This is a genomic window from Chryseobacterium sp. UYP7 (genome assembly GCF_056279225.1).
In genome coordinates, this window is sequence record NZ_JBWBQW010000006.1 from 1 (window position 1) to 22,277 (window position 22,277).

Below are 22,277 nucleotides of genomic sequence, written 5' to 3' on the forward strand. Positions count from 1 at the left end.
GCTCACTTAAACTTCACAATTATTTGTGGAGTTTTTTTTATTTAAAGAAGATTGCTGAAACGAGCATCCCGATTTTAATCGGGACGATCACAATCGCGAATCCTGTCGCGCTCACTTAAACTTCACAATTATTTGTGGAGTTTTTTTTATTTAAAGAAGATTGCTGAAACGAGCATCCCGATTTTAATCGGGACGATCACAATCCTGTCGCGCTCACTTAAACTTCACAATTATTTGTGGAGTTTTTTTATTTAAAGATGATTGCTGGAGTGCATCCCGATTTAATCGGGACGATCACAATCCGAATCCTGTCGCGCTCACTTAAACTTCACAATTATTTGTGGAGTTTTTTTTATTTAAAGAAGATTGCTGGAGTGAGCATCCCGATTTTAATCGGGACGATCACAATCCTGAATCCTGTCGCGCTCACTTAAACTTCAAATTTATTTTGTGGAGTTTTTTTTAGTCAATGATTGCTTAAAGCTAACAGTGGCAAAAAAAACTTTATCATTCTTGTTTGCCATATATTCTATGAAATAAAAACCTCACTAAAAACCCTGCTAAAAGAAGTCCAACACCGGAAAATATTACATTTAAAGGGAGGGAAATCGACATTGCTAAACACCCAATTAAACCTAATATAGGAATCAATCTGCCATACATTCGATCGATTGCAGGCTGTTTTAATGCTGCTATATTGGTAATGCTGTAATAAAGCAGAATAGTAAAAGTCGCCGCTCTAACAATAAATTCGAAGGAACCTATAAGCGTAAGGATCAAAATGATCAGACCTGTAAAAAGTATTCCAACGTGCGGAACACGGTGCTTTCCGTGTATATTTTTAAAGACCGGTGGTAAGTCGTTCCTTCTGCCCATTGCCAACATTACTCTGCTAATTCCTAATATTTGACTCAACAAAACCCCTAACATTGCAGCAGATGCACCAATAGTTATAATGCTGCTGATTGCAGGAGTGTTCAAAGAATCTGCAACGACTTGTAAAGGAGAGGTGCTGTTTGCCATTCTTTCTGTTCCTATAACACCGATCGCCACTACGGAAATTACGCTGTAAAGTAGTATTGCTGTTACAATAGTGATGATAATGGCTTTAGGAATCGTCTTTTTGGGTTCCTTGACCTCTTCGGCAAGTGTAGCTATTCTTCCATAGCCCGTAAAGGCAAAAAATAAAAGCGCCGCAGCTTCCGCAATTCCTGAAATACCAAAGGGCGCAAAAGGTTTAAAGTTATCAAAATTCACTTTTGGAATCCCACTAAACGCTAAATACAGCAAGGAAAATAAAGTCACAGAAACAATGGCAAGATTGAGAACGCCGGCTTTTTTAATACCGAAATAATTGGCAGCGGTCACAAAAACAACCGCTAAAACAGAATAGGTCAATGGGGAAACTATGGGAAATAATTGGTAGAAATAACTCCCAAATCCTAAAGCAACAAAACCTGCACCTGCAAGCTTACTGACTAAAAACATCCATCCTGCAGAAAATCCAAAAGCAGGATTGATCAAGATATAGCCGTATTCATATGTACCGCCCGACTGTGGATATTTGGAGGCTAATTGTGCAGAACTTAAGGCATTAAAAGTGGCAATAATTCCGGCGATTAATAAACCCACCAGAAAAGCTGGACCCGAAACTCCGGCCGCAATTCCTGTTACCACAAAAATACCCGCTCCGATTATGGCTCCTAAACCAATGCCTACGGCGTCTTTTAAAGTTAGGGATCTTAAAAGGCCTTTGTCTTCCGAGTTTTTCATTTTTTCGTCTTTTCTAAATAAGGGTCTACTGAAAATTTACCACTTCCCATAATGATCAAAAATAGACAACCCAAAAGCATTGCCCAACCGGTTCGGCTTTCGTGAAGCATTTTCCAAAACCCTTCGTTATTTAAAATTTCCAATTTTGTGGTTGTAATGGAAACCAGCATAATAATTAGTAAGGGAATACCTGCTAATCTGGTCAACAATCCAATTAAAATTAATACGCCGCAAACAATCTCGAATACGCCAACAAATGAGGCAAGAATTTCTGGTGAGGGAAGTCCTATTTTTTCAAAACGACCTGCTCCCCGACTTGCAGGAAAAATAAATTTTTGAATTCCTTCAGACAGAAAAATAGTTCCCACCATCAATCGGATGAGAATCGTGGTTTTTGATTGGTTGGTTGTTAGAATTTTTTGAAACATCATTATTTAACTATTTTGAACTTTTGATTGGTAAAGTTAATTTTTGTGTTAATATTTTGATTCTGCAATTCTTTCGAATGATTATCAACTTTGCACTACAAAAATATATAATGAAAATATAAGTTAATGGTTTATTTAAAAAATTAATCGTTCTAATTCGAGTTCTTTTCGAAAACTAATTGAAATGTTTTAAAAATCTCTTTCGAAATATTCGGAAAAACAGAAATCATTCTTAAAATTGAGTTTGGAAGAAATTTCGCTTGCTATTAGTTGGTGTAAAGTAGTGGCAAAAACTTGTTCATTGAAGAATATTCAAGAATAATTGAACCAGCAATAAAACTTAAAAAAATAATCACAGTTTCTTTTTTCGCTTTTATAAAAAAAACCTCCCATTTTCATGAGAGGTCAATTATAATTATATGATGGAAATTAATACATAAAAGTCAGCCCTGCTCCAAAACCAAATTCACTGTCGTAGTTGGTTGAAACAGAAACCCATTTCTGTACCACATATTTCAGTCCGACATCAAATTCTTTATCAGAATTAACGGCAAAATTTGCGCGGATTCTGGGTGAAATTTTAATTCTTTCACGGCTTAATTCCAAACGTACCTTCCCATTGTGATCAACGTTTGCATCGGCAATCACTAAAAATGGAAGAAGATATCTAACTCCGGCAATGGCTACATTTTGATTCTGCGGCATTACATTTTGCCCGAACCAGGTTTTTGCCATATCGTGTGTTTTATTACTTCTGAAACCTACATAAGGCATTGCCCATTGGTATTTTCCTAAAAATCTTCCAACTTTCAAACTTCCTTCGTAATGTGTAAAATCATAATTACTGTGTAATTCATTCACATTTAACCATCTTGCTCCTAACATCGTCATATTTTCAAAATGAAATTTATTAGATGCTACATCCAACATTGCTGTGGTGTTGATCATTCGGTTCTTGCTTATAAACTGCTTGTAAGATTCTTCTTTGTTTGGTAGATCAGGGTTCGGAGCAGAATTTTCATAACTGAAAACTCTTCCCATTCCGCTCATCATATGATACAAAATATGGCAGTGGAAAAACCAGTCGCCATCTTGGTTTGCGGCAAATTCTATGGTCACAGTTTCCATGGGCGCAATGTCAATCACATTTTTCAAAGGTGCATATTCGCCTTTAGCATTAATTACGCGGAAATCATGACCATGAAGGTGCATTGGATGACGCATCATAGAATTATTGTACATGGTAATTCTCACGACTTCCCCTTTTTTGATTAAGATCTTATCACTTTCAGCCACCGTTTTATTATCTAAAGTCCAGAGATAATTACGCATGTTACCTTCCAGAGTAAACTTCAAATCCTTTACATTATCATTAGGCAAAATAGTTTTGAAAGGAGATTTCAACATATTGTAGTTAAGACGCTTAATTGTTTTTTCATCTGCAGTTCCCATGTCATGGTTGCTGTGATCCATGTCCATTTTTCCATCCTTCATTTTCATGTCGGATTTCATGTCCATCTTGCTGTGATCCATGTCCATTTTTCCGTCCTCCACTTTCATGTCGGATTTCATGTCCATCTCGCTGTGATCCACTTCCATTTTTCCGTCCTCCATTTTCATGTCGGATTTCATGTCCATCTTGCTGTGATCCACTTCCATTTTTCCATCTCCCATTTTCATGTCGGATTTCATGTCCATTTCGCTGTGATCCATTTCCATTTTATCATCCTTCATTTTCATATCGGATTTCATGTCCATTTTGCTATGATCCATATCCATTTTTCCGTCCTCCATCTTCATATCGGATTTCATGTCCATTTTGCTGTGATCCATTTCCATTTTTCCATCTCCCATTTTCATGTCGGATTTCATGTCCATCTTGCTGTGATCCATGTCCATTTTATCATCCTTCATCTTCATGTCAGATTTAGTTCCCATCATTTCCATCATATGCTGCATCGTTTTCATGCGCTGGCTTTCGGATAATTCCGGATACATCACTTCATTCATATCCATCACCTGATTTCCCATCGTCATGCTCATCGGTTTCATATCACCGCTCATTAACATCATGTCGTTCATCATTTTCATACCTTCAAAAAGCATCAGTTTCGGTAAATTTGGAGCATCTACTTTTGCGCCATCTCCCAAATAAAGTGAGGCGTGACCTTGTCGATCTTCGGAAGTTGCACGAAATTCAAAACTTTTATTTTCAGGAACGGTTACTTCAATATCGTAGGTTTCAGAAACGCCGACAATGAGACGATCTACTTCTACAGGTTCTACCTCATTACCATCGGTACCAATAACGGTGATTTTTCCACCCCCATAATTTAGCCAGAAATAAGATGATGACGCACCATTTGCTACTCTGAGATGAACTTTATCACCCGCTTTTAAATTTTTATAATCAGTAGAAACTGCGCCGTTGATGAGAAAGTTATTGTAATAAACATCGCTCACATCCATGGCTTCCATTCTTTTCCATTCATTCAAAAGTTTGGTACCGAAATGTCCGGCTTTAATAGCCTCTGAATAACTTTGCGTTGTTCCTTTCTTGATGGTCCAATAATCTCCTTGATCCATGTGAAGACGGCGCATGATATCTTTTGGATTCTCATCTGTCCATTCTCCCAAAATAACCGGAATATCTGCAGCAAACTTTTTGCTTGGCTGACTGTCTCTTTTATTAAAAACTAAAATTCCATTCATCCCAATTTGCTCCTGAGTTCCTTCATGAGAATGGTACCAATAGGTTCCATTTTGGGAAATCCGGAATTTGTACAAATGCGTTTCACCAGGCTTAACTTCTTTCGTGGTTAGATAAGGAACTCCATCCATTTCATTGGGTAGAATTACTCCATGCCAGTGAAGACCGGTGTTTTCTTTTAACTGATTGTGAAGGTAAATCTCTGCAGTATCGCCTTCTGTAAAATATAAAGTGGGCGCCTGCAGTTTTCCATTGATGGCAATTGCTCTGGCTGGTTTTCCGCTGAAATTTACGAGTGTATCTTTTACATATAAATCATAACGAACCTTCTTTCCACCAAAAGAAACAGATTCACGTTCGCGAGCGGCACCCATTATTTTATGATCTTCATGAGAATCTTCTGCTGATTGTTTCATTTCTAATGACATACCACATTTCGGACATTTTCCCGGTTTATCGGAAGTCACTTCCGGATGCATTGGGCAGGAATAAATGCCTATCTTCTTTATATCATTCGACATTTTAGGAGATACTTTCGCATTGGTGGAAACTATTCTTGGTTTAGCAGGAGAAACTAAAGTCACTTTTTTCGGCGCAGGCTTTACCGCAGGTTTTGAGACCTCCTTTGTGATTATTTTCGAAGCTGGTAAATTCTTAACAGCTGGTTTATCTTTTTTAACGACTGCTATTGTTTTTTTTACCAATGTCATTCCGCATTTAGGACAATCTCCAGGTTTTGAAGAGCGTATTTCCTGGTGCATTGGACAAGTGTAATAGGTTTGGGTATTCTGAGAATAAACAAATATTGCACTTAAAAAAAAAGTAAGTATTAAAAATCCTTTTGACAGGCGTATTTTATTTTTCATTCTCTAATCTTTTAATCATTGTTTTCATTTCTTCTATTTCTTTTCTTTGCGCAGAAATGATGCTTTCCGCTAATTTTTTTACTTCAGGATCTTTAATGTCGGCTCTTTCACTTGTTAAAATGGCGATCGAATGGTGAGGAATCATTGCTTTCATCCAAAGTACATCTCCAACGATGGGACTTTGTGCGCGAACCAAACCGAGCGCGGCAAAAAACAATCCTATACTTCCCACTATTATTCCCAAGTTTTTCTGCTTATTCTTATACATTTTGCGCATAAAGAAAAACATGATCAAAGCCATCGCGGAGATTCCAAGACAAACCATGTAAAATCTGGTCAAGCTGAAATAAACGTGATCCAGTTGATAAGTGTTTAAATACATTGTAATGTACATCGCCACAAATGAGGCGGCAAGCATTAACATAAAAGTGGTGTAACTGTTGCTTTTTGAGTGGTCCATTGAATTTTCCATAAGTTTATTTTTAAATTTTAATGTTTTTTAAACGTAATGAATTACCGATCACAGATACAGAACTGAAACTCATCGCCAAGGCTGCAATCATTGGTGATAACAGAATTCCGAAAACAGGAAACAAGACGCCCGCTGCAATTGGAATTCCTAAAATATTATAACCCAAGGCGAAAAATAAATTTTGCTTAATATTCTTCATCACGGCATCGCTTAAGTTTCTTGCTTTCACAATTCCGTGCAGATCGCCTTGTACCAAAGTGATCATCGCGCTTTCAATGGCGACATCAGTTCCAGTTCCCATGGCGATTCCAACATCACTTTTTGCCAAAGCAGGTGCATCATTAATTCCGTCTCCCGCCATTGCTACGATTTTTCCGCTTTTCTGCAGTTTTTCAACTTCCTGAAGTTTATGTTCAGGTAACATCCCGGCTTTAAAATGAACAAGATTGAGTTCTTTTGCGACCGCCTGAGCAGTTTCATGATTGTCTCCGGTGAGCATGATCACATCAATCCCTTTTTCCATTAAAGCTTTAATTGCTTTTACACTCGTCGGTTTTATTTTGTCAGCTATAACAACGTATCCGGAAACTTTTCCGTCCACAGATAAGTAGGAAACCGTTTTTCCCTGCTTTTGAAAATTCTGGGCTTCAGTTTCCATTTCAGAGGTGATTTCAGCTTTAGCATATTGCATCATTTTGGCATTACCCAAATCCACTTTTTTGCCGTTGACCTTTCCTTCAACACCTTTTCCTGTAACTGCGCTGAAATTTTCAGCATTAATAATTTCTATATTTTGCTCTTTTCCATATTTTACGGTCGCGTCTGCCAATGGATGTTCGCTCAATTTATTTAAAGAAACAATGAACTGCAAAACTTCTTTTTCTGTAAAGCTATCTTCGAAAACTCCTATTTTTTCAACGGTTGGTTTTCCCTCCGTAATGGTTCCTGTTTTATCGATGATCAAAGTATCTACCTTGTCCATTTTTTCCAATGCTTCGGCGTTTTTTATGAGCACCCCATTTTGAGCACCTTTACCAACACCGACCATTACAGACATTGGTGTGGCTAATCCTAAAGCACATGGACAAGCAATTATCAGAACTGCAATTGCATTAACGAAAGCGTAAACATAAACTGGTTGTGGACCAAAAATTGCCCAAATTGCAAACGTTAATAAAGAAATAAAAACTACGATCGGCACAAAATAACCAGATACGGTATCGGCTAACTTTTGGATTGGTGCACGACTGCGACTGGCGTTATTCACCATTTCAACAATTTGAGAAAGTAAAGTATCTGATCCCACTTTCTCTGCTTTCATTAAAAAAGATTGGTTGCCATTGATGGTTCCGCTGCTCACCTGATCATCAATTGTTTTGGTCACAGGGATCGGTTCACCGGTGATCATGGATTCGTCCACAGAAGTTTCACCTTCTGTAATTGCGCCATCAACCGGAATTTTTTCGCCTGGTTTTACCCGAAGGATATCACCTATGACGATTTGCTCGATCGTTACTTCTTCTTCAATACCGTCTTTAACTCTGATGGCTCGATTTGGTGCGAGTTTTAATAATTCCTTTACGGCAGAATTTGTTTTGCTGTGCGCTCTGGCTTCCAATACCTGTCCCAATAAAACCAAAGTCAAAATCACCGTGGCGGCTTCAAAATAAACATGAACTGCACCAGTATGGGTTTTGAATTGTTTTGGAAAAATATCTGGAAATAACATTCCAAAAACGCTGAAAAGAAAAGCGGCTCCAGCGCCAATTCCTATCAGTGTGAACATATTCAACTTCCAGGTCTTGATACTTTTATATGCACGTTCAAAAAACATCCAGGTTGCATAAAATACGACCGGAATTGATAAAGCAAACTGAACCCAGTTCCAGTATTTCTGCGCCATCAAATTATACAAAGGATTGTTTGGAATCATTTCACTCATTGCCATTAAAAAAATGGGTAAAGTAAAAGCAGCAGCAATCCATAATTTGCGGAGTAATTTCTTATAGGTTTTTTCTTCCGCAGAAATATCAGGTTGCATCGGTACGAGATCCATCCCACAAATCGGACAAGCTCCAGGTTCATCTCTGATAATTTCCGGATGCATCGGACAAGTCCATTGTTCAGAATTGGACGTAGTTAATTTTTGTTCTTCGACCAGATCCATTCCGCAAACCGGACAATCGCCCGCTTTGTCGTAGGTCTTCTCCCCTTCGCAATGCATCGGACAGTAGAAAGTGCCATTTCCTTTTTCCTTTTTAACTGAGACGGGAATCGCATCTTTTTTCGGCAGGTCATTAATATTATGAATGCTGTAGGTTCCACCATCTTTTTTTAGAGCTTCCTGATATTTCTCGATGTGAAGATGATCATTCGTATCGATAACGGCTTCTTCTTTCGCCAGATTGACCGTAACTTTAGATACTCCTTCTACTTTTGAAAGTGTTTCTTCTACGTGTTTCCGGCAACCATCGCAGGACATTCCTTGTATATGATAGGTGTGTTTCATAATTTTACTTTACTTAAATTTTTAATTTATCGGGATTTGATCAGTTTTATCAAATACCGATTCATTTGGGGGAACTACTTCCCTAATACTTGTAGGACAATCACTCCAATAATAATTGCACCTATAAATGCGTACAGACCGTAACTAGACCATTTTTTTAAACCGCTCTTTTTCTGTGCGTTTTCATTTCCTGTTTTGCAACAATCTTTCATAATTTACATTTTTGTGCCTAAGAAAGTTAATTAAAATTATCTAAAAGGATACTGACTTTTTCTCTCATTAGGACTTCAATTATTCTTATTGAATTGTTCTCTGCACTTTACCACATTTTAGCATTTTGCTGCCGTAAAATGGATTTCTTACCTCGTTGCTTGTACTTAACCAAGTGCTTCCTTTTTCATACATTGGACAAAACTGTTCGTATAATTTTTCTTTAGTTCCTGTAATTGCAACGAGATCTGAAATGTCTTTGCTTAATGTTTTAAAGTGCTCTCTTTGATGATCAATCGGGCTTTTTGAAATATGTTCAGCATGCTCAGTCGCATCATCTATTATATCTGCCAAATTTTTTTTATTTTCTTTCGAGTATTTTGCAGAATTAAAAGCCTTTAGCGAGATTGCAAGTTTAGATCCTGCAGCGGCTGCTTTTTTACTGTCGTCTCCAACTAAGGCATCTTTCAAACTAAAATAGTCGCTCAGAATTGCTTCTGCTTTTGCATCGCTTTTCATCGCCATCATTTTACCATGGTCCATCTTCATATCCATTTTACTATGATCCATTTTACTGTGATCCATAGTGCCTTTCTGCTGCGCATTGGCAAAAGATATTGCGAATAAAAATAGTGCTGCTATACTTCCTTTTAAATTTTTCATTTTATTTTTTTTTAAATTTTTATAAACTGTCTTTTTTTTGAGTCATCCATTGTATCATTTCCTGCTTTTCCGTTTTCGAAAATTTTGCATCGTTATGGATAATGGTGTAAGAGCTTAAGGGCATTTCGTCATCTTTTATCTGATCGATGATTGCTTTGAATTTGCTTTTCTTGCGTCTCACCGATAAGGAATCCCATTCACTGAAATTCAGTTCTTTTTTTCCATCCTTCACGTGATTTTCTAAAAATAGGGCGATTGGCTGAATTTTATTGTACCAAGGATAACGGGTGTTATTACTGTGACAATCATAGCAAGATAGGAGCAACTTATTTTTAATAGTTGGCGGCACATTATTGACAACCAAAAAATCACTTTTTGAAGTGGTCTGGCTTTCATTAATCTGCTTTGGTAGAAACTGTATTCCAACCAAGGCGATCAATAAAACCAGTGCTATGATCTTGACAATTTTCATTTTAGTTTAATTCCTTTTCCATTTTTCCGCAATCGATCATTTTATCTCCGTAATAAGGATTTCTCACTTCTTTGCTGGAACTCAACCAATTGCTTCCACCGTCATACATTGGACAGGACATTTGATAAACTTTGGCATCTGCACCGGTAATTGCGATCATATCTGTAACATCTTTTGTTAATGCTTTGAAATGTTCACGTTGGTGTTCGATCTCACTCATAGAAATATGTTCTGCATGTTCTTTTGCATCTGTAATAATGTCTTTTAAATCCTTTTGCTGTGGCGCAGTATATTTACTCATATCGAAACTGTTCAACGCAACGCCCATCGCAACTCCTGCTTTTGCGGCATCGTCTTTATTTGTCGCTACCAAAGCTTCTTTAATCGTCATGTAATCTGCTACAACCTGTTTCGCACTTGTAGATTGGGAATCATTTGTTGCCGTTTCGCCGGACTTCATCATGGTATTATCCATTGTGGTTACTTTAGAAGATTTGTTATCATTGCAGGAAAACGCGGTAAAACTTAATAAAACTGCTGTAGCAACTGTTGCTGTGATTTTTAGATTTGTCATTTTTTTATATTTTATGAATTGATTTTATCTGTAAAATTAACGTATGAATACTATTTTTCATATAATAATTTGGTTTAAGATTGATACAATTCGGTTAAAGAATTATTTTCAGAGGCTTAAAGTAAAGCAGTGAAAGTTGTGATTTGGAGAAATTAAAATCAGAAATTGATCAAAATATAGTCCAGTAAATTCGAGATTAAAGTAGAACTAACTCATTAAGAATATCATTCTACTTTAATTAAGAATTGAAGAAGGAATTTTGTACTAATGTTGCAAAAAAGACCTCAACTGAATTATTTTAATTCGGATTTCATACTTCCACAAGTAAGCATTGAGCTACCATAAAAAGGATTTTTAACTTCTTTTTGCGCGCTTAACCAAGAGGCATCCTGCATCGGGCAATAGAGTACAAATACAGAAGAATCTGCCATTTTAAACTTTTTCGCCAATTCGATCATATTTGCAGATAATTTTGCGAAAGATTCCCGCTGGGTTTCTATACTTCTGCTTTCTGCAATGGTGGAAGCATCTTGTCGAAGCGTGTCTAAATTGCCTTCAGACAAAACTTTGTAATCTACCATAGAAGCAGATTTTAGAAATTCGTTTGCGGCTTTTGAGGCGCCATCTGAATTATCTGTGACCAAAGCATCTTTTATAATGATGTAGTTTTGGTACAGTTTAGAAATTGAGGCATCAGTTGTTTGCGCTGATAAATTTAGAATTGAAAATATTGAGAATAATGCTGTGAAAATTAATTTTTTCATTGTAATAATTTTAGATTGTTTTAAATAAAGGATCGTCCAAAAAACTGGACATAATAATTAACCATTTTTCAAATGAAAAATGAGGTTTTTATTTTAAATTCTAAAATTACAGTACGAAATAAATAAAGGTAATTCTGCCTTGTTCGGCGGTGCTTTTACATGAACAGAATTTTGATTGCGTTCTAGAACAGGTGTTAAGAAGTCTGCATAGAATAATTCCGGAAGAATTGCTACGACAGGAGAATCATTTATAAAGCTGATATCTGCCTTTTGAGCAACATCCGTTTTTAAAACTTTTACCTCATTTTTGCAGCAGTCTTTCATCTTCTCTTTACCACAAAGTCCGCAAGTATTGGTGGAAGTTGAAAACGTTGTGAAAACCTTATTCATGCAATAATGAACATTATAAACCATTCCGGATGAAAATCCGAAATAGAAAATTGTGAACATTATGGCTAAATACTTTTTCATAAACTTGTACAAAGATACAAAATGAGAGGAAAAGTATTTATACAATTATAAAAAATATTGGTATAATTCCTCTTCTTTTATTTTAAATGGGAATGCTGTAGTATGTTGAGACAACAATCGAACTCATATAAAAGCGGCATCCCGGTTCCGATCTCTACCTTTTCTATGTTGCCATGAGAAATATGTTCCAGATGTCCTATTAAAGCACGCAAAGAATTTCCGTGCGCTGAAACCAAAATAGTTTTACCTTTTGCCAATTGCGGAGCGATCGCCTCATAAAAATAGTTTACCACTCTGTTTGAGGTGTCTTGCAGAGATTCTCCCAATGGTAATAATGAAGAAGAAATTAATTTATAGTTTGAATCAAATTTTGGATTCCGACTGTCTTCTTCTGAAAGAAATGGTGGCGGTGTGGAATAACCTCTTCGAACATTTGAAAAATATTCTTCCCCAACTTCGTGCAGTATGGCTTCTTTACTTTTACCCTGCCAATCGCCATAATGTCTTTCGTTTAGTTTCCAGGAATATTCAGTATTAACATGCATCTGATCGGCTATTTCTAACATGATCCAGGCCGTTCGGATCGCTCTTTTTAAATAGGAAGAAAAGCAAATATCAATTTCAAAATTATTTCTTTTCAAAATTTCCCCGGCTTTCTTTGCCTCGGTGATGCCTTCTGGAGCAAGATCTATATCCGTCCAGCCCGTAAATATATTTTTTAAATTCCACTCGCTTAAACCGTGTCTTACTAAAATTAATTTTCCCATTTTTTGTATTTTTGGTCTGTCGCTTTCCATGAAATTAATTATTATTATTTAAAAACGAGACGTGACCTGACTTTTTGTATTATTATAGAAAATGCTTCTGGAATGTCATTACTTCTTAATTATGTGCACCAATTTTTCTCTTTAATAATTGTGCATTTACTGCGACAATAATGGTACTTAAACTCATAAAAACCGCTCCGATCGCAGGTCCTAATACAAAACCGGAAGAATATAAAACTCCGGCAGCCAAAGGAATCGCTACCACATTATAACCTGTCGCCCAAAGTAAATTTTGGATCATTTTATTATAAGTTGCTTTACCAAACAAAATAAGATTTGCAATATCTTGTGGATTACTGTTGACCAAAATAATATCGGCAGTTTCGGCCGCTACATCCGTTCCGGAACCTACGGCAATTCCGACATTTGCCTGTGCCAATGCGGGTGCATCATTCACACCATCGCCGGTCATTGCTACGAATTCACCTTTAGCCTGCAGATCTTTTACAATTTTTACTTTTTGATCTGGTAAAACTTCTGCAAAATAGCCATCTAATCCCAGTTTATCGCTTACGGCTTTTGCGGTTTGTTCGTTATCGCCGGTTGCCATTAAAACTTTGATATTATTCTGTTTAAAAACTTTGATGGCTTCTGCAGATTCCGGTCTAATTTCATCGGCAAGCGCAATATAACCGGCTAATTTTCCATCAACTAAAACAAATACGACCGTTTCTGCGGCATCGCTGAAAGCATCTTCCGGAACGTTTATTTTTTCATCTTTTAAGAAACCAGGACTTACTACTTTTATATCTTTCTCTTCTACACTGGCTTCAACGCCTTTACCTGTAATGGCTTTGAAATTTTCGAGTTTTGGAATTACTATTTTATCCTCTTTCACTTTTTTTAATATTCCTACGGCAATTGGATGTTCGGAACTTTGCTCTAAAGCACTGGACAAACGCAAAATTTCTTCCGGGGAAAAAGACTTATCAACAGATTCAATTCGAGTAACCCCAAAATCGCCTTTCGTTAATGTTCCTGTTTTGTCAAAAAGCAAGACGGAAATTTTACGGGATTCTTCAAAGGCAGTTCTGTTTCGGATCAATAAACCATTTTGTGCAGAAACTGCCGTTGAAATCGCGACTACCAAAGGAATTGCGAGACCCAATGCATGTGGACAAGCAATTACCATAACCGTAACCATTCTTTCTAATGCAAATACAAAGGGAAATCCTAAAAGCAGCCAAACTGCCAAGGTTCCGAAACCGATAAGTAAAGCAATGTAAGTTAACCATTTTGCAGCACGGTCTGAAAGATTCTGCATTTTTGATTTGGTTTTTTGCGCATCTTCAACCATGGTAATAACCTTGTTGAGATAACTGTCTTTCCCGGTATGTTCTACTTTTACTTTTAATGAACCATTGCCATTTACAGAACCACCAATCACTTTATCCTGTTCATCTTTTTTTACAGGTTTTGATTCTCCCGTCAGCATTGATTCATTTAGATAACTACTTCCTTCTATAATAATACCATCGGCCGGAACTTTTTCGCCGGGTTTTACCAGTATCACATCGTCTTTTAAAAGATCGGCGAGTTTAATATCTTCTACATTATTATCAGTAACCCGATGTGCTTCTGCAGGCATCATACTTACCAAAAGTTGCAGTGCTTTGGAAGCGCCTAAAACACTTTTCATTTCGATCCAGTGACCAATAAGCATGATCGCGATCAACGTGGCGAGTTCCCAAAAGAAATCGACTCCTTTTAATCCGAAAACGGTTGCGGAACTATAAAAATAGGCGACACTTATGGCCATAAAAATAAGGGTCATCATTCCCACTGAACGATCCTTTAATTCTAAAAAGAAGCCTTTTAGAAAAGGCCAGCCTCCATAAAAATAGACGACCGTAGATAGTGCAAATAATATATACGGATTCCCCGGAAGTAATAAATTGTAGCCAAAAAATGTTTGTATCATTGGCGAGAAAATCAGAATTGGAACAGTAAGCACCAAAGTGACCCAAAAGCGCTTTTTATAATCGGCGATCATCATCTGGTGGTGATCGTGCCCTTCTTTTCCCATAGGAATACTGTCGTGATCCATCTTTGAATGGTCTTTTTTACTCATGTTCATTTTTGAGTGGTCTTCTTTAGACATATCCATTCCTGCCTTGCCGGCAGGCAGGTTTGAGTGATCCATCTTCGAATGATCGGTCTTTTTTTCCTCGTGTTCGTCGTGATTATCCATAGTTATATTGTTTAAATGTTATCGTAATTTTCTTCTCATTTCTTCAGAAATATTTTCGGCATAAACACCGTAAGCGTCCACCAATAATCCTTTCATACCATTTTTAGATGATATTGCATATAAAACACTGTTGTCATCGGTGCTGCTCATTCCTTCAAATCTGTAAGATTGATCTACCTCAAAATCTTCCGGATGAATTTCAATCTTCAGCGCAGGACAATGCAAGGATTCAGTTTTTAGGTTGAAATCATAGGTGTACTCTTTTGTCTTTAAATCATTAATCGCCTCTGAAAGGGTGTCGTAATATCTCATTGTTTTTTACTTAAAATTTGCTTTAAAAATAATCGGCTTTTCCCTGTAAATATTTTTTTACGTTAAAATCAATTGATCTTAATTTCATTTTCTGAATCTTTACCCTCTGCAAAACAGTCCAAATTATAAATCGTTGTTTCGGCAATATTGGTTAAGGCTGTTTCCGTTAAAAAAGCCTGATGGCTTGATATTAATACATTATTGAAAGTCATTAATCTTAATATTACATCATCGTAAATTACATCTTTCGAATGGTCTTCAAAAAATAATCCCTCTTCTTCCTCATACACATCCATCCCGAAATAGCCAATTTTTTTTGATTTTAGCGCATTAATAATCAATTTAGTTTCAATCAATCCACCACGACTGGTATTGATCAGCATGACGCCTTTTTTCATTAACCTGATATGTTTTTCATTGATCATATTTTTAGTTGAAGGTGTCAATGGAACGTGCAGGCTGATAACATCTGCTTCGCGACAAAGCGTTTCACAATCTGTATATTTTACTTTATATTTTTTAATTAAATCTTCATCTTCTGCAATATCATTGGCGATAATATTACAACCAAAACCATGAAGTATTTTTATCAAAACTGCCCCTATCTTTCCCGTTCCGATAACGCCAACTATTTTCCCATGAAGATCAAATCCAGTGAGACCGGTGAGTGAAAAATTCTGTTCCCGAATTCTACTGTGTGCTTTTATTAATTTTCTGTTCAGGGCAAGAATCATTGCCATCGTATATTCTGCAATTGCATAAGGAGAATAAGCAGGAACCCGCGCAACTTTAATATTTAATTTAAACGCTTCCTCCACATCTACATTATTAAAACCAGCAGTTCTTAAAACAATATATTTCACTCCAATTTTTTTTAATTTTTGAAGGACTATTGCCGAAGCATCATCACCGGCAAAAATGCTTATGGCTTCAGAATCCGCAGCGAGAATAGCAGTATCGATAGTCAGGCGATTTTCTAATAATTTTAGTTCATGCTTCCCATTATTTGCCTTTTGAATTTGGGTTTCTTCAAATTGGTGGATGCTGAATACGGTTGTTTTCATGATTTTAAATTTGTAGTGCATTAATGTAATTGAAGTACAATCTTACATGGAATCGATGATCGAATTCTTTACGGCGCACTAAACATTACTTTTCTTTTGTTTATTTGGGCTGTCTTATTCTTTCCATTTCCAATTTCTTATCTCCGGCATATCCATACCATTCTCACGTATGTAATGTTTGTGTTCTATCAACTTGTTCTGCATTTCCTGTTTCAAATATGCTGCTTTATTCTCCAACTGTGGCAAACGATCAATGACATCCTGAACGAGATCAAAACGATCCATCTGGTTTAAAACTGTCATGTCAAAAGGCGTCGTAATAGTACCTTCTTCTTTATAGCCGCGCACATGCATATTGATATGATTTGTACGCTTGTAAGTTAATCGGTGAATTAGCCACGGGTAACCATGGAAAGCAAAAATTATAGGCTTGTCTTTGGTAAAGAAAGTATCAAAATCCTCATCACTTAATCCGTGAGGATGTTCACTTTCCGGTTGTAATTTCATCAAATCAATTACATTGACAACTCTTATTTTTATTTCAGGTAATTTTTCTTTTAAAATTGAAACTGCCGCTAATACTTCCAAGGTAGGAACGTCACCTGCACAAGCCATTACTACATCAGGTTCTACACCTTCATCATTTCCTGCCCACGTCCAGATCCCAATTCCTTTTGTGCAGTGAATAACAGCCTCCGTGACAGAAAGCCATTGCGGAGCTGGATGTTTCCCCGCAATGATGACGTTCACATAATTCCTGCTTCGAAAACAATGATCCATCACAGATAACAGACAATTGGCATCCGGCGGTAGATAAATTCGGGTTACAGATGCTTTTTTATTCATTACCACATCAAGAAATCCGGGATCCTGATGCGTGAATCCATTATGATCCTGTCGCCAAACATGCGAAGCCAAAAGAATATTTAGGGAAGCGATCTTTCTGCGCCACGGAAGTTTTGAGGTAACTTCCAGCCATTTCGCATGCTGATTAAACATGGAATCAATGATGTGGATAAATGCTTCATAACAATTAAATAATCCATGTCGTCCAGTTAAAAGATAGCCTTCCAGCCAGCCTTCGCACTGATGCTCACTTAACATTTCTATAACGCGACCGTCTTTTTTCAAAAACTCATCTGTATCAATAACCGGGGCTTCCCATTGGCGGTTCGTTACTTCAAAAACTGCATCGAGTTTATTTGATAAAGTTTCATCGGGACCAAACAAGCGAAAATTCCTTTGTTCATTATTTTCCAGAATTATATCTCTTACGAACTTGCCTAAAACTTTAGTATCACCGGGACCGGTTTCACCGCGTTCCTTTAATTCCAAGCCGTAATCTCGAAAATCCGGTAACCGCAAACCTTTCAGTAGCAGTCCACCATTGGCATGAGGATTAGCGCCCATTCTTCGGTTTCCTTTTGGGGCTAAATCTTCTAATTCAGGCAGAAAATGTCCTTGTTCATTAAATAATTCTTCTGGTTTATAACTTTTTAGCCAGCCTTCCAGTTGTAGTAAATGTTCAGGATTTGTTTTAGGATCTGTTATTGGAACCTGATGCGCATGAAAAGTGCCTTCGATCGGTATTCCGTCAACAAACTTTGGTCCCGTCCATCCTTTTGGGGATTTCAAAATGATCATGGGCCAAACCGGACGTTCACCATCAGGGTTTTCACCTGCATTTTTTTTGATGCCTTTTATTTCTTCAATTACTTTGTCTATCGTTTGCGCCATAATTTGGTGCATTTCCATAGGATCATCGCCTTCAACTAAATAAGGTTTCCAGCCATAACCTTTAAATAACTGTTCAAGTTCTTCGTTGCCGATGCGCGCAAGTATTGTAGGGTTGGCAATTTTATAACCGTTCAAATGTAAAATAGGCAGAACCACACCATCGCTTACAGGATTTAAAAATTTGTTAGAATGCCATGCCGTGGCTAAAGGACCGGTTTCTGCTTCGCCGTCGCCTACGACGCAACTCACAATTAATTCCGGATTATCAAACGCTGCCCCAAAAGCATGACTTAAGGAATAACCAAGTTCGCCGCCTTCATGTATGGAACCGGGACATTCAGGGGAAACATGACTTGGAATTCCGCCCGGAAAAGAAAATTGCTTAAACAACTTTTGTAAACCTTCCTCATCCTGACTGATATTTGGATAAACCTCCGTATATGTTCCCTCAAGATATACATTCCCAACAATGGCAGGACCGCCATGACCGGGACCTGAAATGTAGATCATATCCAGGTCATATTTTTTTATAATGCGGTTAAGATGCACATAAATAAAATTTTGTCCGGGTGTCGTTCCCCAATGCCCGAGAAGCATATTTTTGATATTTTCGGGTTTCAGCGGTTCTTTTAACAGTGGATTTCCCTGCAAATAAATCTGCCCTACAGAAAGGTAATTCGCAGCGCGCCAGTAAGCATTTGTTTTTTGCAATAATTCTGGTGAAAGGGTTTCAGCAGTTGTATTTATCGTTTCTTTTTGCATGATATTTTCATTTTAATTATTTAAAAAATTATCTACTAACTGGGCAATCATTAATTCCTCATTGGTCGGAATGACATACACTTTTATCTTACTTTTCTCCGAGGAAATAAGTTTTTCATTGTTCATATTATGAACCTCGTCCAGTTCGCTCCCCAGAAATTCCAGACCATCACATATTTTACTTCTGATTTGTGGCGAATGTTCCCCGATGCCGCCTGAAAAAACCAGTATATCTAAACCTTCAAGCGCAGCGGTGAATGAGCCGATCCATTTTTTTGTTTGGTAGCAGAAAAATTCGATCACTTCCGCTGCACGGCTGTCCTTATCTTTTAAGTCCAATAGTTCCCGCATGTCTGAACTTGTTTCTGAAATACCAACCAAACCGGATTCATGATTAATCAAATCCCTGAATTTTTTTGGGGTAAATTTTTCATGTTTCATCAGATACCACGCAACTCCCGGATCCAGATCGCCGGTTCGTGTTGACATCGGCAAACCGGATGTTGGCGTAAATCCCATACTAGTATCGATACTTTTTCCTTCTTTCACAGCAGCGAGACTTGCACCGTTACCGAGATGTGCTAAAATAATTTTGTTTTTTATTACGTCAATTTCCTCCGTATGCGTAAGTTGTTCCAGAAGATAAGCGTAAGAAAGTCCATGAAAACCGTATCGCCGGATTCCCATTTCATAATAGCGGCGCGGAATTGATAGAAGTTTTGCGATCACAGGCATTGTAGTATGAAAAGACGTATCGAAACAGGCGATTTGTTTTATCGCTGGAAAACTTTCCTTAAAAACCTCGATCAATTTAATTTCTTCCGGCAAATGTTCAGGATCAAAATCGCTGATTTTTTTTAAATCAACCAACAACTCGTCTGTAATTAATTCCGGTTCAGTATGCTGCATTCCATGCACAATGCGATGCCCAATGGCGGAAAGTGTAGCAAAATACTGTTGTTTTTCCAGCCAGTCTACTAAATAGTTGATCGCTTCATCGTGATCGTTTGCGGTAATTTCTGTACTATTTTTTTGTGGACTTTGTGATGTGGTAAAATTAAATTTTGCCTCTTTGGTTCCTATTTTTTCTATCTCCCCAAAAAACATTCTTTCAAGAGGTTTGCCAACTTGATACATTGAAAATTTAATGCTGGAAGAGCCACCATTAATAGTAAGAATATGTGAATTTTCAGGATCCATTATTCATCATTTTAATGGATTCCAATGTATTTTTATTCGCCCATTTATCAATAACCAATCTCGCCAGAAGAAAACAAACGGTTGATTCTGCACCCTGATTAATATTGATGTTTCCCTCTTCCAAACCGTCGTAACTTCCTCCATTAACAGGATTGTACATGATCTGCGTGAGATGATTATTGCCCAGGAACCAACTGAATGCGATCTGCAACTGTTCTTTATATTTAATTTTTTTTGTCACCTTATAAAATAACTCAAGGGTGAACATGGTGTACGCAACTTCTATGGGCTGTTCGCCAAAAAATGTACGTTCATTTCTTTTGTGAAACCAACCTTTATTGGGAATTACCTGAATTTTTCCTTTCATGAAATATTGAGACAGAAGAAAATCAAAAGTGACTTCTGCTATTTCCCTGTATTTTTTATTTCCTAAAATTAAGTAAGCGTACATCATGGCTTCCGGCAGAACACTGTTGGCGTAAGTAAGATAATCTTCATACCAGTTCCAGTCCTGATCAGAGGTGACTTCATAATAGCGCAATAATTTTTGCACCAGTATTTCTGTTAATTCTTTAATGCTTTTATCAGAAGTGGTATTGAAATAATAAAGTCCTTTTAAAGCGAAACTTATTGCTCTCGGCGAGGTAAGTGCGGCGATGTTTGGCAGGGCTTTTACAAAACAATTTTCAGCCGTTGCAATGATATTAATTGGTAGCAAATCTTTTTTAGACAAAATATAGCCTAAACTCCAAAGTGCTCTGCCATTTGCATCTTGCAGATTGACCTCCAAATTTTGTGCGGTAATCTCACCTTTAATATTTACATAATTTTGAAACCAGCCATTATCCTGTTGAACGAAATCCATAAAATTTAAATATCTCGCTGCCAAAAGCAAAGAATCTTCTTCATTAAATTTTTCATAGTGCATAATGTTCGCAATCAAAGCACGAGCATTATCATCTAAAGTATAGCCGGAAGCAGGATCAGGCGTATCAAATTTAGAAAACTGAAGCATTCCAAAATCGGTAGTCAATTCCTCGAAATGCAAGGTATTTATATCCGGTAATTGATAGATCAAGTCTTCATTTTTGTTGGTGATCTTGCCGAAAATTCTTCCATATCCTATTGCTACATTTTCCCAGCAGGTTGCGCGCATTTTTGAGAATGCATTTCTACCCATTTCGGTTCTTTTTTCATTATTTTCTAACAGGCAGATAATGGCATTTTGAAATTGTTTTGGATCATTAAAATCGTTTAGCAGAATACCATTAGAATCATTTATCAATTCTTTTGCATGCGGAAAAGGCGTAGAAATAACGGGACAACCGGTACTCATGGCATAGGCTAATGTTCCGCTTACCGCCTGATTAGGATCTTTGGAAGAAAACAGATATAGGTCTGAAAGATTTAGATATTCCAGCACTTCTTCAAGTTCCAGATATTTATTTACAAATTGAACGTTTGCGGTAAGATCAAGGTTGGTTATAATTTCTGTTAGTTTCTGACGGTATTTTTCACCTTCATTTTTGAAAACTTCAGGATGCGTTTTGCCTAAAATGAGATAAATAACATTTGGGTGTTTTTTTACAATTTCCGGTAAAGCATAAAGGACGGTTTCAATATTTTTATTCTCGCCTAAAAGTCCGAAAGTAGATAATATAATGTTCTCTGTAAATCCATATTTTGCTTTTAATTTTTCTTTATCTTTCCATAATACACTGTGCGTTCCGTGCGGGATCACTTCTAACTTTTCTGTAGATATATTGTACTCGTTTTCCAAAATTTCTCGGGAATTCTCTGTGAGCACAATTATTTTTTCGGAAAGATCACAAAGAACCGTCACCACACTTTTCAATTTGATTTCCGGATTGGGAAGAACGGTATGAAAGACCGTTATAATTGGTTTATTAAGAGCGAGCATGAAGGACAAAATATTTTCGCCATAGTCGCCGCTAAAAAGACCAAATTCATGCTGAATGCAGATCATGCCCACATCATCGCGTTCATTTATAGCATTTGCAACCCGTCGGTATTCGCTTAATGTAGGGGTATGCAAAGTTTCTGTGATATTATCTCTTTTCCCACATTTTTCCAGATCATTTTCTAAAGCGTAAATTTCTACAGGCAAAGTTTGTCCGTATATCTTGCTTATCGCATTAGAAAGATCCTGCGAGAAAGTCGCAATTCCGCATTCCCTTGGCGGGAAGGAAGAAATGAGTATCATTTTTAATTTCGTCTTCATAATTCCTGTTTTTAATTTAATGTATGCGTT

18 protein-coding genes are annotated in these 22,277 nt (G+C 37.1%); all 18 read right to left on the reverse strand.

Going from position 1 to position 22,277, the window contains the following annotated elements:
- Positions 1-507: 507 nt before the first annotated feature.
- The 18 genes from ACZ9HT_RS12455 to ACZ9HT_RS12540 all read right to left on the reverse strand — a co-directional run bounded on the left by ACZ9HT_RS12455 (position 508) and on the right by ACZ9HT_RS12540 (position 22,247).
- On the reverse strand, positions 508-1,773 hold the full coding sequence (locus ACZ9HT_RS12455) for an APC family permease (RefSeq protein ID WP_476040810.1): 1,266 nt from the start codon (positions 1,771-1,773) through the stop codon (positions 508-510).
- Positions 1,770-2,204: a DoxX family protein gene (locus ACZ9HT_RS12460; RefSeq protein ID WP_476040811.1), complete on the reverse strand. Its 435-nt coding sequence runs from the start codon at positions 2,202-2,204 to the stop codon at positions 1,770-1,772. The genes ACZ9HT_RS12455 and ACZ9HT_RS12460 overlap by 4 nt, the downstream gene beginning before the upstream one ends.
- Before the next feature lie 426 nt (positions 2,205-2,630).
- Complete coding sequence (locus ACZ9HT_RS12465; protein ID WP_476040812.1) at positions 2,631-5,777, reverse strand: multicopper oxidase domain-containing protein; 3,147 nt, start codon at positions 5,775-5,777, stop codon at positions 2,631-2,633.
- Complete coding sequence (locus tag ACZ9HT_RS12470; RefSeq protein WP_476040813.1) at positions 5,767-6,249, reverse strand: DUF305 domain-containing protein; 483 nt, start codon at positions 6,247-6,249, stop codon at positions 5,767-5,769. Before ACZ9HT_RS12470 ends, ACZ9HT_RS12465 begins: the two co-directional genes overlap by 11 nt.
- A 10-nt stretch (positions 6,250-6,259) precedes the next feature.
- Positions 6,260-8,758 (reverse strand): heavy metal translocating P-type ATPase, encoded by a 2,499-nt coding sequence (locus ACZ9HT_RS12475; RefSeq protein WP_476040814.1) that lies wholly within the window; start codon positions 8,756-8,758, stop codon positions 6,260-6,262.
- A gap of 74 nt (positions 8,759-8,832) precedes the next feature.
- The gene (locus tag ACZ9HT_RS12480; RefSeq protein ID WP_476040815.1) at positions 8,833-8,970 is read right to left on the reverse strand and encodes a hypothetical protein; all 138 of its coding nucleotides are present in this window, start codon (positions 8,968-8,970) and stop codon (positions 8,833-8,835) included.
- A gap of 85 nt (positions 8,971-9,055) precedes the next feature.
- Positions 9,056-9,631 carry a DUF3347 domain-containing protein gene (locus ACZ9HT_RS12485; protein WP_476040816.1) on the reverse strand — a complete coding sequence of 192 codons (576 nt, stop codon included), beginning with the start codon at positions 9,629-9,631 and terminating at the stop codon, positions 9,056-9,058.
- A gap of 19 nt (positions 9,632-9,650) precedes the next feature.
- Positions 9,651-10,103 carry a heme-binding domain-containing protein gene (locus tag ACZ9HT_RS12490; protein WP_476040818.1) on the reverse strand — a complete coding sequence of 151 codons (453 nt, stop codon included), beginning with the start codon at positions 10,101-10,103 and terminating at the stop codon, positions 9,651-9,653.
- Position 10,104: 1 nt separating this feature from the next.
- Positions 10,105-10,677 carry a DUF3347 domain-containing protein gene (locus ACZ9HT_RS12495; protein WP_476040819.1) on the reverse strand — a complete coding sequence of 191 codons (573 nt, stop codon included), beginning with the start codon at positions 10,675-10,677 and terminating at the stop codon, positions 10,105-10,107.
- Positions 10,678-10,970: 293 nt separating this feature from the next.
- On the reverse strand, positions 10,971-11,441 hold the full coding sequence (locus tag ACZ9HT_RS12500) for a DUF3347 domain-containing protein (protein ID WP_476040820.1): 471 nt from the start codon (positions 11,439-11,441) through the stop codon (positions 10,971-10,973).
- A gap of 93 nt (positions 11,442-11,534) precedes the next feature.
- Positions 11,535-11,912, reverse strand: coding sequence for an HYC_CC_PP family protein (locus ACZ9HT_RS12505; protein ID WP_476040821.1), 378 nt, complete (start codon positions 11,910-11,912; stop codon positions 11,535-11,537).
- A gap of 77 nt (positions 11,913-11,989) precedes the next feature.
- Positions 11,990-12,679, reverse strand: a complete 690-nt coding sequence (locus tag ACZ9HT_RS12510) for a 2,3-bisphosphoglycerate-dependent phosphoglycerate mutase (RefSeq protein ID WP_476040822.1) — start codon at positions 12,677-12,679, stop codon at positions 11,990-11,992.
- 115 nt (positions 12,680-12,794) lie between these two features.
- Entirely contained in the window at positions 12,795-14,930 is a 2,136-nt protein-coding gene (locus tag ACZ9HT_RS12515; protein ID WP_476040823.1) for a copper-translocating P-type ATPase, read from the reverse strand.
- 18 nt (positions 14,931-14,948) lie between these two features.
- A complete protein-coding gene (locus ACZ9HT_RS12520) occupies positions 14,949-15,242 on the reverse strand; it encodes a phosphoribosylpyrophosphate synthetase (protein ID WP_476040824.1) in 294 nt (97 codons plus the stop codon).
- 68 nt (positions 15,243-15,310) lie between these two features.
- A complete protein-coding gene (locus tag ACZ9HT_RS12525) occupies positions 15,311-16,306 on the reverse strand; it encodes a 2-hydroxyacid dehydrogenase (protein WP_476040825.1) in 996 nt (331 codons plus the stop codon).
- 114 nt (positions 16,307-16,420) lie between these two features.
- Positions 16,421-18,805 (reverse strand): phosphoketolase family protein, encoded by a 2,385-nt coding sequence (locus ACZ9HT_RS12530; RefSeq protein WP_476040826.1) that lies wholly within the window; start codon positions 18,803-18,805, stop codon positions 16,421-16,423.
- 12 nt (positions 18,806-18,817) lie between these two features.
- Positions 18,818-20,005, reverse strand: coding sequence for an acetate/propionate family kinase (locus tag ACZ9HT_RS12535; RefSeq protein WP_476040827.1), 1,188 nt, complete (start codon positions 20,003-20,005; stop codon positions 18,818-18,820).
- Positions 19,995-22,247, reverse strand: a complete 2,253-nt coding sequence (locus ACZ9HT_RS12540; RefSeq protein WP_476040828.1) for a glycosyltransferase — start codon at positions 22,245-22,247, stop codon at positions 19,995-19,997. The genes ACZ9HT_RS12535 and ACZ9HT_RS12540 overlap by 11 nt, the downstream gene beginning before the upstream one ends.
- Between the last annotated feature and the right edge of the window lie 30 nt (positions 22,248-22,277).

Coding starts and splice junctions, on each gene's coding strand:
- ACZ9HT_RS12495 (WP_476040819.1), bottom strand. CDS start 10,677: ATGACAAATCTAAAAATCACAGCAACAGTTGCTACAGCAGTTTTATTA.
- ACZ9HT_RS12525 (WP_476040825.1), bottom strand. CDS start 16,306: ATGAAAACAACCGTATTCAGCATCCACCAATTTGAAGAAACCCAAATT.
- ACZ9HT_RS12480 (WP_476040815.1), bottom strand. CDS start 8,970: ATGAAAGATTGTTGCAAAACAGGAAATGAAAACGCACAGAAAAAGAGC.
- ACZ9HT_RS12510 (WP_476040822.1), bottom strand. CDS start 12,679: ATGGGAAAATTAATTTTAGTAAGACACGGTTTAAGCGAGTGGAATTTA.
- ACZ9HT_RS12475 (WP_476040814.1), bottom strand. CDS start 8,758: ATGAAACACACCTATCATATACAAGGAATGTCCTGCGATGGTTGCCGG.
- ACZ9HT_RS12490 (WP_476040818.1), bottom strand. CDS start 10,103: ATGAAAATTGTCAAGATCATAGCACTGGTTTTATTGATCGCCTTGGTT.
- ACZ9HT_RS12540 (WP_476040828.1), bottom strand. CDS start 22,247: ATGAAGACGAAATTAAAAATGATACTCATTTCTTCCTTCCCGCCAAGG.
- ACZ9HT_RS12530 (WP_476040826.1), bottom strand. CDS start 18,805: ATGCAAAAAGAAACGATAAATACAACTGCTGAAACCCTTTCACCAGAA.
- ACZ9HT_RS12465 (WP_476040812.1), bottom strand. CDS start 5,777: ATGAAAAATAAAATACGCCTGTCAAAAGGATTTTTAATACTTACTTTT.
- ACZ9HT_RS12460 (WP_476040811.1), bottom strand. CDS start 2,204: ATGATGTTTCAAAAAATTCTAACAACCAACCAATCAAAAACCACGATT.
- ACZ9HT_RS12455 (WP_476040810.1), bottom strand. CDS start 1,773: ATGAAAAACTCGGAAGACAAAGGCCTTTTAAGATCCCTAACTTTAAAA.
- ACZ9HT_RS12505 (WP_476040821.1), bottom strand. CDS start 11,912: ATGAAAAAGTATTTAGCCATAATGTTCACAATTTTCTATTTCGGATTT.
- ACZ9HT_RS12485 (WP_476040816.1), bottom strand. CDS start 9,631: ATGAAAAATTTAAAAGGAAGTATAGCAGCACTATTTTTATTCGCAATA.
- ACZ9HT_RS12515 (WP_476040823.1), bottom strand. CDS start 14,930: ATGGATAATCACGACGAACACGAGGAAAAAAAGACCGATCATTCGAAG.
- ACZ9HT_RS12470 (WP_476040813.1), bottom strand. CDS start 6,249: ATGGAAAATTCAATGGACCACTCAAAAAGCAACAGTTACACCACTTTT.
- ACZ9HT_RS12500 (WP_476040820.1), bottom strand. CDS start 11,441: ATGAAAAAATTAATTTTCACAGCATTATTCTCAATATTTTCAATTCTA.
- ACZ9HT_RS12535 (WP_476040827.1), bottom strand. CDS start 20,005: ATGGATCCTGAAAATTCACATATTCTTACTATTAATGGTGGCTCTTCC.
- ACZ9HT_RS12520 (WP_476040824.1), bottom strand. CDS start 15,242: ATGAGATATTACGACACCCTTTCAGAGGCGATTAATGATTTAAAGACA.